Genomic DNA, 15931 nt, shown 5'->3' with positions numbered 1-15931 from the left:
CTGGAGGAGGAACTGGAGGAACAAGCGGAGGTTTTGGAACAGGAACAACTGGAGGAGGAACTGGAGGAACAAGCGGAGGCTTTGGAACAGGAACAACTGGAGGAGGAACTGGAGGAACAAGCGGAGGTTTTGGAACAGGAACAACTGGAGGAATCGGAGGAACAAGCGGGGGCTTTGGAACAGGAACAACTGGAGGAGGAACCGGAGGAACAAGTGGAGGCTTTGGTACAGGAACTGGGACTGGCAATAGTGGAAGCAGGAATAGATTGAATATTGATTAAATAAAGTTGATTGTAAAAGGATGTGAAGTTTATATCATATCCTTTTTTTATTATATGGATAAAAATAAAAATTTCAACTATTCAAAAAGACATTTGAAATATTAAAATGTATATTTTGGAGGTTTTGTATTAATAAGTTATATTATTTATGATAATTTCTTAATAAAGAGATACAAAATATATAAATAATATTTTAGGGGGAATTATTTTTATGAAAAGAAAGATTATTAAACTAACAAACCTTATATTAACATGCATAACTATAATTTTTATGTTTATTATTATACCGAATAATGTATTTGCAACTGAGCAAAAGGTTTTAGTGAATACAAATACTTCATTAATAAAATCAATGCCATCCCAGCTAAAAGATGCTACATATATAGGAATAACGGATCCAGATAATGATCTAATATCTTATAGATTAAAGGTTACAATGAAAGGTGGAAAGATTACAAATGCAAATTTTTATATGTGTTTTGATGGATGTGAGTATACAGCTGGTACACCAGATTATCTATTAAAAAATCAATGGATGGGAATGAAAAATCCTCAAAGAAGAGCAAGATTCCAATCAATGGAGGAGACTTTTAACAGTAATTCTAAAGCTGCAATGGCTTATAATGAAAAATTAGTTGGACTTAATAGTCCTGATGAATTGCCTAAAACATCAGATAATCAGAAAGTATTCCAAGCATTACAGTTAGCTTGGAATAATATTACAGAAAATCAGCTCATGGTAGTTGAGCATAGGGATGAGAGTTTAGGAGACAATAATAATGTTAACCATAGTTGGAATGAATATATACCTAAATATGTACAAGAGCACCCTAGTATAAAGGTTCCAATGGTTATTGTATTACATGCTGCAGGAAATAATATAGAACAAGCTGAAGGATTAGGATTTCCTTATGTGGGAGCAAAGGAAAATTTTATTACTGTAATTCCATCTTCAACTAAGCCTGGAGTTTGGAATGAATTAAATTATAACTTAACACCTTATAATGATGAAGATTTTCTTCTAAAATTAATTGAGCATGAAAAAAATAATTATTCAATTGATACAGAAAAGGTGTATATGTCAGGAATATCGCTTGGCGCAAGTATGACAGCAGATATGGGGATTTTACATCCGGAAATTTTTGCTGGAATAGATATTGTTGCAGGTGGATTTTCGGTAAATTCCGATTCAGCAACTGATTATGGTAAAAGGATTCAGAAAAAACTATCAGAAGGGTTAACTAGACTTCCTATAATATATGGAGTTGGAACAGATGATTGTACTAATTTTTCAATGAAAACATATGATTCTAAGCGCCAAATAAGTTCTGAGTTTGAACCTTCCTTTAATATATTTAAGAAAATGAATAATGTACCTACGGCCACTTTTAATAATGATTATATATTTGGGGCACCACTTAATAATAATCAAAGCGTAGATAAGTACGGCTATACGCTAAATACAGGCGTGTGGTACAGTAATGATGACCCTTTAAATGCAGATTATATTATGATGTGTACTATTAATGAAATGTGGCATAGTAATCCAAACCCATATTATGCTCAGATGTCATGGGATTATTTGAAAAAATTCAGTAGAAAAGCTGATGGAACATTGATTAATTTAAATAATAAATAAGATAATATAGAGAAAAATCTTTAATTAAAATAAACTGGTCATAAAAGTTACAACCAGTTTATTTTAATTTTGGTATAATGAGTATATATTAATCTGATAAATTAAAAAGGAGAAATAATGAATAATTTATTGATAGAAGCTTTGAATAGTTATGAAATTAGTCAACCTGAAGTAGAATTTATAAGGCATAATGAAAATGCAACGTATAAAATAAAAGACTCGATTTTAAATAAAAAATATGTGCTTAGAATACATAAAGCAATTGAAGATTTTTCTTTAGAGATATTTCAGGATAATAAAAATGTTGTTAAGCACGTTTATGAAGAAATTAATATATTAAATTCAATTAGAGATAATACTCATATAAATATTCAAACTCCAATAAAAAATAAAAATGGACATTATGTAACTTTATTAGCTGATGGTACACCGGTAACTCTTTTAACATGGATAAATGGAGATACAATTGACAAGGTAGAGCTAAATGAGGATATTTTATTTAAGCTAGGAGCAATGGTTGGAGTGTTTCATAGATTTTCTAAAAAAGAATGGCGTGATAGTGAAAATACAAGTCTATATTTATATGATAAAATGCTTCTAAAAAAAATTACTCATAAACTTATAGATGGAGTGGAGTTAAGGATAATTTCATGGGATCAATTTGAAATTATTGATCATACTATTGATGAAATTAGCAATTCGATTTATGAATTGGATTTAAAAAAGAATTTAAAGGGAATAGTTCATTCAGATTTAGGAAAATCAAATATAATTGTCAGTGATACTGGTGAAATAGTACCGATAGATTTTGGACTATGTGGTATAAGCTATTATTATATGGATTTAGGATCTTTATTTAGTCATTTTAATAAACCTGAGCAGCAAAAGAATATATTAAAAGGATATAAAAGTATTATTAAGGATCAAATTGAAATTAAATATATAGAAACCTTTATGGTATATCAAATAATTTTATTTATAGCTACCCATATTGAAAAGGCTCATAAACTTAAATGGTTTAGTAGTGCTATAGATAGATGGATTAATGAATTTTTTAATCCATTTAATAATAAGATTAGATTTCTTATAAATATATAGAATTAAAGCATTTTATGCAAAAACTATAAAGATTCAATATTTTTATTAAGAATGTTTAGACAAAGAAAGGTATAACTGATATAATAAATATACAGAAAAAAGTAATATTTATTCATATGGGGCTAAGTTTTAAATTATAAAATAAGGAAAAGGGGAATAGCTATGGCGGTAAATTTAAGAGGAAGAAGCTTTTTAAAATTATTAGATTTTTCATCAAGTGAAATAAGATATTTAATAGACTTGTCTAAGGAATTAAAAACCTTAAAGAGAACTGGCATATTACATGATAAATTAAGAGGGAAAAATATAGTTTTACTATTTGAAAAGACTTCTACAAGAACTAGATGTTCCTTTGAAGTTGCTGGAAGCGATTTGGGACTTGGGGTTACATATTTAGATGCGGCTGGTTCACAAATGGGGAAAAAAGAAAGTATTGCTGATACTGCAAGGGTTCTTGGAAGAATGTATGATGGAATAGAATATAGAGGTTTTAGTCAGGAGATTGTTGAAGAGTTAGCAAAGTATGCAGGAGTTCCTGTGTGGAATGGATTAACTGATGAATTTCATCCGACTCAAATGATAGCTGATCTTTTAACTATAGAAGAAAAACTGGGAAGGTTAAAAGGAATTAACTTTGTCTATATGGGAGATGCAAGAAATAATATGGGTAATTCCTTAATGGTAGCTTGTGCAAAAATGGGAATGAATTTTACTGCATGTGCGCCTAAAGAATTATTTCCTGCTGAGGAATTAGTAGAAAAATGCATGGAAATTGCAAAGGAAAGTGGAGCTACAATTACTTTAACAGAAGATGTTAAAGCAGGTACTAAAAATGCAGACGTAATTTATACTGATGTATGGGTATCAATGGGGGAACCCGATGAAGTATGGGAAAGCAGATTAAAATTATTACTTCCATATCAAGTAAATAAAGAAGTTATGGATAATGCTAATAAAGAAGCCATTTTTATGCACTGTCTTCCAGCTTATCATGATTTAAAAACTAAGGTAGGAAAAGAAGTAGGGGAGAAATTTAATTTAACAGCTTTAGAGGTTACTGATGAGGTTTTTGAAGGAAAACAATCAGTAGTGTTCGATGAAGCAGAAAATCGAATGCACTCTATTAAAGCAATAATTCTTGCAACTATTGGCGCATAAATAATGTACTATTTATTTATTGTTATCTATTAATATCATAGAGAATTATAAATTAGTAAATGTCATAATAAAAATCCTAAATCACATTTATAGCAATGTGATTTGGGATTTTATAATTGTATTGATTTTTTTATTTTTGTATAAAATTTTGTTTGTAACAAATAATAAACTATATAATGCTACATTTGAAAGTGAAAGTTTATGCACAGGGCATATTTCACAAACAACTATATTTAGGTAAAGTATTATTTAGGTGATTATATGAATAAAAGAGTTGATTTTAAAGACGTTGGCGATAGAGTTAGGACAGAAAGAGAAAAACTCCAAATATCGAGGGAAAAATTTGCAGAAATTTTAAACTTGTCACCATTTTTTGTAGGTCAAATTGAAAGAGGCGAAAGAAAAATGAGCATTAGTACTTTGATAAGTGTTTCAGAATGTTTGCATGTATCATTAGATTATTTGATTTTTGGAGAGGTTTACAAAGTTGAGGAAAATAATGATTTACAATACTTACTCAGCAGCTGTTCTTCAAATGAAGTTAAAGTGATAGAAGAAATTGCAAAAGTAGTTTTGCCATTTGTTTCGAATAAAAAATTATAGGGCATCCAGCGCATAAACAAAGAATATGCTGTAAGCTAATATTTAGAATAGGCTTACAGCATATTCTTTGTTTTTTGCATATGGTATATATTTATAATAAGTGAGAAAAAATGGGAAAAATAATAAAATATAGAACAAGTTGTAAGTAAAAAGATTAGATGAATATAAAGGGAGAGGATTATAATGGTCAATAATAATCAGGGTGACAAGAATGGAATCAAAAGAAATATGGAGAAATTAAGGGAGGTGCTAAATGAAATATGTGCAATGGAAGAAGGAAATAAAACATCAAAAAAAAGGTTGATTTTAAGCCAAAAGTTAGACCAACTTATTGTTGAATATATGAATAGAGATAAAGAATAGTTACGAAAAATTAATATTATTTTATATAATATTATCATGAGTTTAAAGTAATGTAGTTCTTAAATAAAGAAAACTAAAATGTTGAAAGGTAGTGGAATAGATGGTAAAATATATAATTAAGGCTTGTTATATTTTGAATTGAAATGTTAATATGAGATTTGATTATATATTTATGGAAATAAAACAATATACTCCCATATAAACTTGAAGATTTAAGGAGTGTTAGAATATGAAACTTACTTTTAGAATAAAAATATTTATATATTTTGTAGTAATTATTTTAATCACATCTATTCCGATATCATTAATAACTTATAATTATATGTATAATTCATTAAAAAATGATTTATATTCAAATACAAAATCTCAAATGCTGATTATAGATGATAATTTTTCTAATGCAATTAGAAAGGTCAAAGAAGATGTTAAGTTGTTAGCCAATTTAGATGATGTAAAGAAAGTTGATAAATCTATAATTCCTTTATTTAATATACCTAATATTGAAGAAAATCCTAAATATTCTAAACAAATTAAAGGTGTGGAAGGTAATATTTATAAAGATCTTGAAAACTATGGAACTACCCATGATAGAACAACATATGTGTATGTTGGAACAAAGTGGGGAGGATACGTACAATGGCCAGATGGATTGAGCGTAAGTACATTTGATCCTAGAAAGCGTCCTTGGTATGCCCCAGCTATTGAAAATCCAGGGAAAGTATCAATTTCTGAGCCATATGTCTCTGCTATTGATAATAGTAATAATGTTATAATAACTGCCTCAACTACTATAGCAGATGTTTCGGAAAATATTGTTGGGGTAATGGGAATTGACATAAGTTTGGATCATTTATCTAATATGATAAAAGATATTAAAGTTGGTGATAATGGATACATATTTTTGTTTTCAAGAGATGGTACAATTTTAGCACATCCTGATTCTAGTATGAATTTTAAAAATATCTCAGTGTTAAAACCTGAGGCAGAAGAAAGTGATAAAAATTATAAAGAGTTAGTTAGTAATTTTGACAATTTAATAATTGACGATAATGGGAAATTTGAAACTATAATTGATGGAAAAGATGTGTTCGTAAATGTATATACATCTCCTTATACTGGTTGGAAAATAGCTTCAGTGGTTGAAAAGACTGAACTTATTAATAAAGCTGACAGAATGAGGGATTTAATTAGTGCAATAACTATATTCTCATTATTATTTGCAATTGGTCTTAGCTATATTGTTTCTAAAAGAATAACTAGGCCTATTACAGAATTAACTCCTTTAATGAATGCAGCAGGAAAAGGAGATTTATCAGTTAAAGCTAATATTACTGCTAATGATGAGTTTGGCGAATTAGGCAGATCTTTTAACCTTATGATTGGTCAGCTGAGTGCAAATTATGATGAATTAGCTGCTGTATATGAAGAGCTGTTAGCAACGGAAGAAGCTTTAAGAGCTCAATATGATGAATTGTCAGATAGTGAAGAAGCTCTTAGAAATAGTGAAGAAAGATATAAATTAGCTCTAGAATGTGCTAATGATTCTATTTGGGAATGGGACTTAAAGACAGGTGAATTTTTTGTATCAGATAAATTGTATGATATTAGTGGTTATATTCTTGATAAGGACGTTGATATAATAAGTTTTATGAAAGGGAAAATTCATCCTGAAGATGTTGATAACGCATTTAAAGATATTCAAGATCATATTAATAATTTAGCAGCAGTTTATAAATCTGAATTCAGATTTAAAAAGAATAATGGAGAATATGTGTGGCTTTTAGCTAGAGGAATGGCATTAAGAGATCTGGAAAATAAGGCTATAAAGCTGGCTGGTTCTATTACTGATATATCTTATAGAAAATTATCAGAAGAAAAAATAAAATTTATGGCTTATTACGATTCACTTACCAAATTACCAAATAGAACTTTCTTTATTAATAAATTAAATGAACTTTTGGAACCAATAAATAATCAATGTTCAGAAGGTGCTGTTTTATTTATAGATTTGGATAATTTTAAAATTATTAATGATACATTAGGTCATAATTATGGTGATAAATTACTTATTTATTTAGCTGAAAAATTTGAAAATTGGATAAATGAAGAAGATATTATATGCAGATTAGGAGGAGATGAATTTATTTTATTACATCCTAATGCAAATGAGGCAGAAGTTAAATCTTATGCTCAAAGCTTTTTGGAGTTATTTAATCAGCCATGTAAAATTGATGGTAAGCAGATTTATGTTACTGTAAGTATTGGGATAACATTATATCCTAAAGACGGAATTGATGCTGATACTATTTTGAAAAATGCAGATGCTGCAATGTACAAAGCAAAGGAATTGGGAAAGAATAGATTCGAGCTATTTAATCCAGATATGTATTTAAAACTTGAGCGTAAAATGCATATAGAAAGAATCTTGAGAACAGCAATTGAAAATGATGAATTTATAATCAACTATCAACCCCAATATGATGCTGAAAATAATAAGATATTTGGGTTTGAAGCCTTGCTAAGATTAATTAGTAAAGAATTGGGCTTTATATCCCCATTAGAATTTATACCTATAGCTGAAGAGTATGGTTATATAACCAAAATAGGACAATGGGTGATTAAAGAATCTTGTAAGCAGGCTGTAAAATGGATTGAAAAAGGCTATAATTTTAAGAGCATAAGTGTTAATATTTCTTCAGTTGATTTACAACAACCCAATTTCATTGAATATGTTGAAGAAATTATTAATAGTACAGGTATTGATCCTAAAATTCTTGAACTTGAAATTACAGAAACAGTTCTCATGGAATCCTTTGATTTTAGTATAATTGCATTAAAACAATTAATGGATATGGGAATAAGAATTGCTCTTGACGACTTTGGAACAGGGTATTCTTCACTAAGTTATTTGAGGAAGATTCCGATAAATACTTTAAAGATTGATAAGTCATTTATAGATAATATCACTTCAAATCAAAAGGAAGAATCAATTATAAATAGTATTATTGAAATGGCTCACAGTTTTGAATTAAAGGTTGTAGCAGAAGGAGTAGAAACAAAAGAACAACTTTCAGTTCTTGAAAAAAGAAAATGTGACTATATCCAAGGTTACTATTTCAGTAAACCACTTCCATCAGATGATATAGAAAAATTATTTGAAAAAGGTAATGAGTAATAAAAACCACAATAGATTATACTAGACTTTTTAAAGTCTAATATAACGTATTGTGGTTCATTTTTTATATTATAATTTGTTAAAATCACCAGTAAAATTATTTTTAATATATATTTTATATTGAATACACTAGATTAATATAAAATGCAACTTTCTTTTATTTTACCAACAGCTTCATTAATAACTTGAACTGGAAGTACCAAAGCAAATCTTACATATCCTTCACCAAGGCTTCCAAAGGCACTTCCTGGAGTGCAAATCACGCCAGTCTTCTCAATAAGATCCATACAGAATTCATAAGAATTATTGTATTTAGCAGGAATAGGAGCCCATACAAACATTGAACCTTTGCTTTCTGGAACAGGCCAGCCTATACTTGTTAATCCTCTGCATAGTGAATTACGTCTTTCTTCATATTCCTGGCAGTGTTTTTTTACACTATCTTGAGAACCCGTTAAAGCAGCAATTGCAGCATGCTGAATTGGCGTGAAAATACCATAATCTATTTGAGAGCGAAGCATTTTAAAATGTTTTATGATTTCAGAATTTCCTAGGACAAAAGAAATTCTTGCACCAGTAATATTAAAGGATTTTGAAAGAGAATAAAATTCGACTCCCACATCTTTAGCACCTTTATGAGATAAAAATGACCCTCCAATTTGTCCGTCATATACTATATCTGAATAAGCATTATCATGAATTATAATGATATTATATTTTTCAGCAAAGACAATTAATTCATCATAAAATTCTGGTGTAGCAGTTGCGCAAACAGGATTTAAAGGATATGATACAACCATGAATTTAGTTTTATGTAATATATCTTCAGAAATTGCGCTTAAATCTGGAAGATAATTATTTTCAGGAAGCAGAGGATAGTAAGCAATGTCTGCACCTGATAAATATGGTCCAATTTCAAAAATTGGATATCCTGGATTAGGAACAAGAACTAAGTCGCCTTTATTGCATAAAGAGGCTCCTATATGAGTTAAGCCTTCTTGAGATCCATAAATGGACATAACTTCATCATAAGAAAGTGAAACATCAAATCTATTTATATAATATGTACAAATGGCATCTATTAATTCGGGTAAATCGCCTAAAGAATATTTCCAATTGTCAGTATTTTGAGCAGCATTAATCAATGCATCTACAACATGTTTATCTGGTTCAAAATCAGGTGTTCCAACTGAAAGATTATAAACCTTGCTTCCAGCTTTCATAAGTTCGGCTTTTTTCTCATCAAGTATATTAAAAATACCTGTTTGAAAATAATTTAGGTTATTAGAAAATTCAAGATTCATTTATATAGCCCCCCAAAGAAAATTTATTTTTTTCCTATATATTATATCACTGTAAAAGTTAGGAGTATAGTTTGTGGTAAATATAATTGCATACATACCAATCCATATATTTAATGGTAATCTTATTGCGTAAATTATTAGTTAAGGAAAGATTGTATCCGTACAATTGCTACATTTTTTCTTCGATGCTATAATTACATAGTATTTTCATATAGGAATATATTTTACAAGGGGGCTATAATATGGAAAATAAGAACACAAAAATTTTAAAAGTAATTCAAACAGGCATATTGGCTGCTTTATGCTTTGTATCCTTCACATTTTTATCAATAAAGATACCAGTAGGAGCTGGAGATGCAGTTTCTCTTCACATAGGAAATGCATTTTGTGTATTGGCAGCTTTACTTCTTGGAGGATGGTACGGTGGACTTGCTGGAGCAATAGGTATGACAATTTCTGATCTACTTGATCCAACTTATGCTATAGGAGCACCAAAGACTTTTTTCCTTAAACTATGTATTGGTTTAGTTACAGGATTAATTGCTCATAAAATTGCAAAGATAGATGAAAGCAATGATAAAAAATATATAGCTAAATGGGCTATAATTGCTTCTATTTGTGGATTAGGCTTTAATGTGATTTTTGATCCAATTGTAGGATATTTTTATAAGCAGTATATTCTTGGACAACCTCAACAAATGGCTGCTATACTAGCAAAGATGAGTGTATTTGCCACTTCAGTAAATGCTGTAGTATCGGTAATCTTAGTAAATGTAATTTATGCTGCAATAAAGCCGGTATTAACAAAGACAGGATTATTATTACCAGTAAATAAAAGACAATCTTTTAATTAAGAAGTTTGGAAATATAAAATTATGAACTGATTTTTGTAATATGATTAATTAGGGAACAAATAAGAACAAAATAATAAAAGTGCAAACCATCAAAATTTACAAGCTAGAATTTTGATGGTTATTTTTATCTGTAATACTAAAGTATTATGGTCTAAACATGATATAATAAATATGAATGAAATAATTTGGGGTGAGAGTAAAAAAATGAAAATATTAGCGTATAGTCATAGAAAAGATGAAACTAAATTTTTTAAGGAATTTAGTAAAAAATATAATGTAGAAGTGGTATTAACTGATAAAGCACCTAGTATGGAAACAGCAGAATTAGCAAAAGGATTTGATTGTATTAGTGTAATTACAACAATAATAAATCATGAACTAGTTAACAGGTTTCATGAAATTGGAGTGAAATTCATATCCACAAGGACTATAGGATATGATCATATAGATTTAAATGAAGCTGAAAAAGTTGGAGTTCATGTTGGAAATGCAACATATTCCCCAAATAGTGTAGCAGATTACACAATTATGATGATGCTTATGGCAACTAGAAAAATGAAGCTTATTATGGAACGTAGTAATGGACAAGATTATTCACTAATAGGTGTTCAAGGAAAGGAATTACCAAATTTAACAGTTGGGGTTATTGGAACAGGTAAGATTGGAAGAACTGTAATAAAACATTTATCAGGTTTTGGGTGTAAGATACTAGCTCATGATATATATAAGCAGGAGGAAGTTAAAAATTATAGCGAATATGTAGATTTAGAATATTTATTTAAGAATAGTGATATTATAACATTGCATATGCCTGCTACAGAGGAAAATTATCACATGATAAACAAAGTGTCTTTAGGTGAAATGAAAGATGGAGTTTTTATTATTAATACTGCAAGGGGATCTTTAATCAATACAGAGGAGTTTATTGAGGCTTTAGAAAATGGAAAAGTTGGAGGGGCTGCTTTAGACGTAATTGAACGCGAAGAAGGCCTGTATTACAATGATTTAAAAGGTCAGATTTTAAACAATAGGGAATTAGCTATATTAAAATCTTTTCCTAATGTAATTGTAACACCTCACACAGCATTTTATACCGATCAGGCAGTTAGTGATATGGTTGAAAATTCCATAAAGAGTTGTATTTTATTTAGTGAAGGTAAGGACAATCCATGGATGGTAGTTTAAAATTAAAGTCACATGATAAAGATGGCAGATATATTTTTTGGAAAATATATCTGCCATTAATTTTTAGTATCTTTCTTTAAATAGGACGTCTTCATATTCTTTATTTTCATTAAATTCTTTTACTGCAAAGGAACACTGCGGTATTATTTTTTTATTTTCTTCTCTTGCAAAATCAACTACTCTTTTTATTAATTGTCCACCTATATTTTGACCTCTTAATTCAGGTGATACAAAAGTATGATTAATAATAATTGTATTTTCGCTATGATTTATATAAGTTACTTCAGCTTTTGGATTCTGTGAGGAATCACCTAAGTAAAATTTTTTTATACCTTCTTTGAATTCAGCTATGATAATCGCCTCCTAAATAAAATTCCTATATAATATGTGTAATTCTACATTAATTCATGCATACCTTCTTAAATAAGAAAATTAACTGGTTTTTCTTTATTAGAAGTTGGGTATAATATTAATTAAAACCAACTTTATACAAAGAGCACTAATTTAATAAGTATTTAAGGAGAGAAATATTATGAGATATGTAATAGTATGTGTTGTAAAAGGAGAAGCGGGTGAATTTAATAATAATCTTAGAAAAGAATTATTTCAAAAATTAAAGGCAAAATCATCAAAATTACCAGCTCATTTCACAATTAAGGCGCCATTTGAATATACAGAAGAAATTAATGATTTGATTGATTTACTTGAAGCGTTTAGTAAAACTGTCAAAGCTGAGTCCTTTACTATAGATGGCTATGATCATTTTGATGACAGGGTAATTTATATGAAAGTAAATATGTCAAAGGAAGCTAAGACTGTTCATGACAAGTTAATTGAAAATATTAGCAAAATATCATATGTTAATTTTGATAAAAAAGATGGTAAAGATAAAGTTTTTCATATCACTTTAGCATCAAAAAAATTAAAACCTCTATATACTAAAGTTTGGGATTATGTTCATCAATATCCTTGTGAATTTCAAGGCTTATTTAATAATGTAACAATTTATAGATGGGAAGAAGAAACTTGGAAATTATACAGAGAGTTTATTTTTAATGAATATTAATAGAAGCACATTAATCATTTATTGACAGTGATAAGTTTTAAGCGTAGGATAAAAATGAAACATACAGATGGAAACTATTCTCAATGATTTCTATAAATTAGATTTTATAAGGGAATTTGGAGGTGCAAATCAATATGAAACTTTATGATATTTTATTTGGTCCAAGAGAAAAATCTATTTCATTAATATTAATAGAAGGAAATTTAGAAGAACTTAAAAAATATATTGAAAATGGAGCAGATATTAATGGAAAATATGATGGTAAAAGTTTGCTACATTTTGCAATAGATAATTGTGAAAATAATTATTCTGAAATAATAGAATTTTTAATTAATGCAGGAGCTGATATTAACAGCTGTGAAAGCTACTTAAAAGAAACTCCATTACATAGGTTATGTGCAAGAACAAATCCTAGAATGGAAGTAATTCAATTAGTATTAGATAGAGGAGCAAAAGTAAATATAGAAAATGTAGCAGGAAAAACTCCCATATTTTATTGTAATTTTAATTATTCATTAGAACTTTTGGATTTGCTTGTGAAACATGGAGCAGATATTAACCATACAGATAAATATAAAAATACTATTTTGCATGATGATTTTTCAAATTATACTAATGGAGATTTTGAAGAATTTTTAAAAAGACTAATTTCTCTTGGATTTGATATAAATTCAAAAAATAATTTGGGTCATACACCACTTTATTTATGCAAAAATAAATATGTTGATAAGATACTGAGAGAAAATGGTGCAGTAATATCTTAATAGATAAAAGAAGAACCTTTTGAAATATACGGATTTAAATTAGATATATATGAAATTAGCAATGAAATATTATATAGAAAGGAAGTGAATACTTTAATGGGTTTGATACAGAATATATTCTTACCCATTAAGGAAACCATATGACAAAGATAGATATAATTTCAGGATTTCTTGGAGCTGGAAAAACTACATTAATAAAGAAATTAATTCAAGAAGCTTTTCAAGGCGAAAAGTTAATGCTGATCGAAAATGAGTTTGGTGAAATAGGAATTGATGGAGGATTTTTAAATAATTCAGGTATTGAAATTACAGAAATGAATTCAGGGTGTATATGCTGCTCATTAGTAGGTGATTTTGGAGTAGCTTTGAAAGAGGCTATAGCAAAATATTCACCAGAACGTATAATAATAGAGCCATCAGGTGTAGGAAAACTATCAGATGTTATTAAAGCTGTAGAAAAGGTAAAAGATGAAGTTGACATTGAACTTAACAGCTTTGTTACAGTTGTTGATGGCATAAAATGCAAAATGTATATGGAGAACTTTGGAGAATTCTTTAATAACCAAATTGAAAATGCCAATACTATTATTTTAAGCCGTTCACAAAAGCTTTCGGAAGAAAAATTACAGTCTTGTGTATCTCAAATAAGACATCATAATAAAACTGCTGCTATAGTAACTACAAATTGGGAAGAAATTAGTGGAAAACAAATTCTTTCTGTAATGGAAAAAGGAAATTCGCTTGAAAAAGAATTAATTAAAGAAGCAAAAGAGCATTTTGAACATAAACATCACCATGAAAATTGCGTTTGTAATCATGAACATGATGATCATAGTGAGGAAGAATGCGGATGTGAAAATCACCACCATCACCACCACAATCATGAGGACGATTGTAAATGTAATGATAAACACGAACATGCTGAAGAGTGCAATTGCAATTGTAATAATCATAATCATGAGAAGGCTGAAGAATGTAGTTGCGATACTCATGAACATCATCATCACCATGATAGCAATTGCTCTTGTGGACATGACCATGATCATGATCACCATCATGCAGATGAAGTGTTTACAAGCTGGGGAATAGAAACCCCTAAAAAATATTCTAAAGAAGAAATTAATAATATATTAAAGACCTTGGCGGAATCTTCAGATTATGGATTTATATTGCGTGCCAAGGGAATAGTTCCATCAAAAGACGGCGGCTGGATTAATTTTGATTTAGTGCCTGGAGAATATGAAGTCCGTAGCGGTGGTTCTGATTATACAGGAAAGTTATGTGTTATAGGAACAAATCTTAATAAGAAAGAAATAGAAGAATTATTTTTAGTTTAAATAAGGAAGGAAAAAGTTTATGAAGGAAATACCTGTTTTTCTTGTTACTGGTTTTTTAGAAAGTGGAAAGTCTACTTTTGTTAAAGAAATATTTAACGACCCAGAATTTGCAGAAGGCGAAAATATTACTTTAATTGTATGTGAAAATGGCATAGAAGAATATGAAGAAAGCTTTCTAAAGAAACATAATGTAACACTAGTAAATGTAAAAAGTAAGGAAGATTTTACAGATTTGTTTTTAAAGGAATGTAACAAAGAAAATAAACCTAGTAAAGTTATAATAGAATACAATGGAATGTGGGAATATGAGGTTTTTGAAAAAATAGAATTACCTGAGGGATGGGAGCTTGCTCAAACTATAACACCTATTGATGCTTCAACTTTTGAAAGTTATATGAACAACATGAAATCATTATTAATAGAGCAATTTAAAAAATCAGATTTAATCATATTTAATCGATGTACTGAAAATACTAATAAATTAAAATATAGAAATAGTGTAAAAGCCCTAAATGGAAGAGCAAGTATGATTTTTGAATTAGAAAACGGAGAAATTGATGATAGTCCGCTAGAATTACCTTTTGATATAGAAGCTCCTGTAATTGAATTTGAGGATTATGATTATGGAATCTGGTATTTAGATATAACAGAATTACCGGAAAAATATGAAGGTAAAAAAATAAAAGTAAAAGGAGTCGCAGGTACAAATCCTAATTATCCTAAAAACATTTTTGCATTTGGAAGAAATGCAATGACTTGTTGTGAAGATGATATTGCTTTTCTTGGACTTTTATGCCAAACTAAAGAGCCTATCAAACTTGAAGGTAAAAAGTGGATTGAAATTGATGGTGTAATTTGTAACAAATATATAGAACAGCAGCAAAGAAATATTCCTTTTATAGCAGTAAATAGTTATAAGTTCATTGATAAATTGGAGGAGGAATTAGTTTTCTTTTAGGAACTTTAGTGTTGGTGGAATTGGAATTTAAATGGTTTATGGTAATAAGTAAGGGAGAAGATTATTTTAGAGTTTCTAAAGAATCTTCTCCTTTGCGTGTGCCCAGCATGGGCACGTACTAATCGGTGAAAGTCCGTAATGGGGGC

The 15931-nt window shown here is 29.0% G+C and carries 15 protein-coding genes; 13 read left to right on the top strand and 2 right to left on the bottom strand.

Annotation, left to right across the window (positions count from 1 at the left end):
• The 7 genes from GXK56_RS13665 to GXK56_RS13635 form a co-directional block, all read left to right on the top strand.
• A partial coding sequence (locus GXK56_RS13665) for a hypothetical protein (RefSeq protein ID WP_202127886.1) occupies positions 1-281 on the top strand: 281 nt, incomplete at its 5' end.
• 211 nt (positions 282-492) lie between these two features.
• Positions 493-1920 carry a PHB depolymerase family esterase gene (locus tag GXK56_RS13660; protein ID WP_160688242.1) on the top strand — a complete coding sequence of 476 codons (1428 nt, stop codon included), beginning with the start codon at positions 493-495 and terminating at the stop codon, positions 1918-1920.
• Between the two features lie 117 nt (positions 1921-2037).
• Positions 2038-3018, top strand: coding sequence for a phosphotransferase (locus tag GXK56_RS13655; RefSeq protein WP_160688240.1), 981 nt, complete (start codon positions 2038-2040; stop codon positions 3016-3018).
• A 162-nt stretch (positions 3019-3180) separates the two neighbouring features.
• On the top strand, positions 3181-4176 hold the full coding sequence (gene argF, locus GXK56_RS13650; RefSeq protein ID WP_160688238.1) for an ornithine carbamoyltransferase: 996 nt from the start codon (positions 3181-3183) through the stop codon (positions 4174-4176).
• 261 nt (positions 4177-4437) lie between these two features.
• A complete protein-coding gene (locus GXK56_RS13645) occupies positions 4438-4779 on the top strand; it encodes a helix-turn-helix transcriptional regulator (protein WP_160688236.1) in 342 nt (113 codons plus the stop codon).
• Between the two features lie 183 nt (positions 4780-4962).
• Positions 4963-5142, top strand: a complete 180-nt coding sequence (locus tag GXK56_RS13640; protein WP_160688234.1) for an aspartyl-phosphate phosphatase Spo0E family protein — start codon at positions 4963-4965, stop codon at positions 5140-5142.
• Positions 5143-5371: 229 nt separating this feature from the next.
• The gene (locus GXK56_RS13635) at positions 5372-8317 is read left to right on the top strand and encodes an EAL domain-containing protein (RefSeq protein ID WP_160688232.1); all 2946 of its coding nucleotides are present in this window, start codon (positions 5372-5374) and stop codon (positions 8315-8317) included.
• 134 nt (positions 8318-8451) lie between these two features.
• Here GXK56_RS13635 and GXK56_RS13630 read toward each other — a convergent pair whose 3' ends face one another.
• The gene (locus tag GXK56_RS13630; RefSeq protein WP_160688230.1) at positions 8452-9621 is read right to left on the bottom strand and encodes an aminotransferase class I/II-fold pyridoxal phosphate-dependent enzyme; all 1170 of its coding nucleotides are present in this window, start codon (positions 9619-9621) and stop codon (positions 8452-8454) included.
• Positions 9622-9863: 242 nt separating this feature from the next.
• On the opposite strand from GXK56_RS13630, the gene GXK56_RS13625 reads away from it, so the two are divergent.
• Positions 9864-10475: an ECF transporter S component gene (locus GXK56_RS13625; RefSeq protein ID WP_160688228.1), complete on the top strand. Its 612-nt coding sequence runs from the start codon at positions 9864-9866 to the stop codon at positions 10473-10475.
• A gap of 204 nt (positions 10476-10679) precedes the next feature.
• A complete protein-coding gene (locus GXK56_RS13620; RefSeq protein ID WP_160688485.1) occupies positions 10680-11660 on the top strand; it encodes a D-isomer specific 2-hydroxyacid dehydrogenase family protein in 981 nt (326 codons plus the stop codon).
• Positions 11661-11723: 63 nt separating this feature from the next.
• On the opposite strand, the gene GXK56_RS13615 is transcribed toward GXK56_RS13620, so the two are convergent.
• Positions 11724-12011: a GNAT family N-acetyltransferase gene (locus GXK56_RS13615; RefSeq protein ID WP_160688483.1), complete on the bottom strand. Its 288-nt coding sequence runs from the start codon at positions 12009-12011 to the stop codon at positions 11724-11726.
• Between the two features lie 181 nt (positions 12012-12192).
• Here GXK56_RS13615 and GXK56_RS13610 point away from each other — a divergent pair, with 181 nt between their 5' ends.
• The 4 genes from GXK56_RS13610 to GXK56_RS13595 all read left to right on the top strand — a co-directional run bounded on the left by GXK56_RS13610 (position 12193) and on the right by GXK56_RS13595 (position 15785).
• Complete coding sequence (locus GXK56_RS13610) at positions 12193-12726, top strand: 2'-5' RNA ligase family protein (protein WP_160688226.1); 534 nt, start codon at positions 12193-12195, stop codon at positions 12724-12726.
• A 134-nt stretch (positions 12727-12860) separates the two neighbouring features.
• Entirely contained in the window at positions 12861-13490 is a 630-nt protein-coding gene (locus GXK56_RS13605) for an ankyrin repeat domain-containing protein (RefSeq protein ID WP_160688224.1), read from the top strand.
• Positions 13491-13630: 140 nt separating this feature from the next.
• Positions 13631-14827 (top strand): GTP-binding protein, encoded by a 1197-nt coding sequence (locus tag GXK56_RS13600; protein ID WP_160688222.1) that lies wholly within the window; start codon positions 13631-13633, stop codon positions 14825-14827.
• A 19-nt stretch (positions 14828-14846) separates the two neighbouring features.
• On the top strand, positions 14847-15785 hold the full coding sequence (locus GXK56_RS13595) for a GTP-binding protein (protein WP_160688220.1): 939 nt from the start codon (positions 14847-14849) through the stop codon (positions 15783-15785).
• The last annotated feature ends 146 nt before the right edge of the window (positions 15786-15931 follow it).

Source organism: Clostridium sp. C2-6-12 (assembly GCF_009928485.1).
In the GTDB taxonomy this organism is placed as follows: domain Bacteria; phylum Bacillota; class Clostridia; order Clostridiales; family Clostridiaceae; genus Clostridium.
This window is presented reverse-complemented; position numbering and strand designations above follow the sequence as displayed.

Bases quoted from the DNA above. Each gene is read 5' to 3' on its own strand.
- GXK56_RS13605 (WP_160688224.1), top strand. From the start codon at position 12,861: ATGAAACTTTATGATATTTTATTTGGTCCAAGAGAAAAATCTATTTCA.
- GXK56_RS13610 (WP_160688226.1), top strand. From the start codon at position 12,193: ATGAGATATGTAATAGTATGTGTTGTAAAAGGAGAAGCGGGTGAATTT.
- GXK56_RS13630 (WP_160688230.1), bottom strand. From the start codon at position 9,621: ATGAATCTTGAATTTTCTAATAACCTAAATTATTTTCAAACAGGTATT.
- GXK56_RS13595 (WP_160688220.1), top strand. From the start codon at position 14,847: ATGAAGGAAATACCTGTTTTTCTTGTTACTGGTTTTTTAGAAAGTGGA.
- GXK56_RS13620 (WP_160688485.1), top strand. From the start codon at position 10,680: ATGAAAATATTAGCGTATAGTCATAGAAAAGATGAAACTAAATTTTTT.
- GXK56_RS13655 (WP_160688240.1), top strand. From the start codon at position 2,038: ATGAATAATTTATTGATAGAAGCTTTGAATAGTTATGAAATTAGTCAA.
- GXK56_RS13635 (WP_160688232.1), top strand. From the start codon at position 5,372: ATGAAACTTACTTTTAGAATAAAAATATTTATATATTTTGTAGTAATT.
- GXK56_RS13625 (WP_160688228.1), top strand. From the start codon at position 9,864: ATGGAAAATAAGAACACAAAAATTTTAAAAGTAATTCAAACAGGCATA.
- GXK56_RS13660 (WP_160688242.1), top strand. From the start codon at position 493: ATGAAAAGAAAGATTATTAAACTAACAAACCTTATATTAACATGCATA.
- GXK56_RS13640 (WP_160688234.1), top strand. From the start codon at position 4,963: ATGGTCAATAATAATCAGGGTGACAAGAATGGAATCAAAAGAAATATG.
- argF (WP_160688238.1), top strand. From the start codon at position 3,181: ATGGCGGTAAATTTAAGAGGAAGAAGCTTTTTAAAATTATTAGATTTT.
- GXK56_RS13645 (WP_160688236.1), top strand. From the start codon at position 4,438: ATGAATAAAAGAGTTGATTTTAAAGACGTTGGCGATAGAGTTAGGACA.
- GXK56_RS13600 (WP_160688222.1), top strand. From the start codon at position 13,631: ATGACAAAGATAGATATAATTTCAGGATTTCTTGGAGCTGGAAAAACT.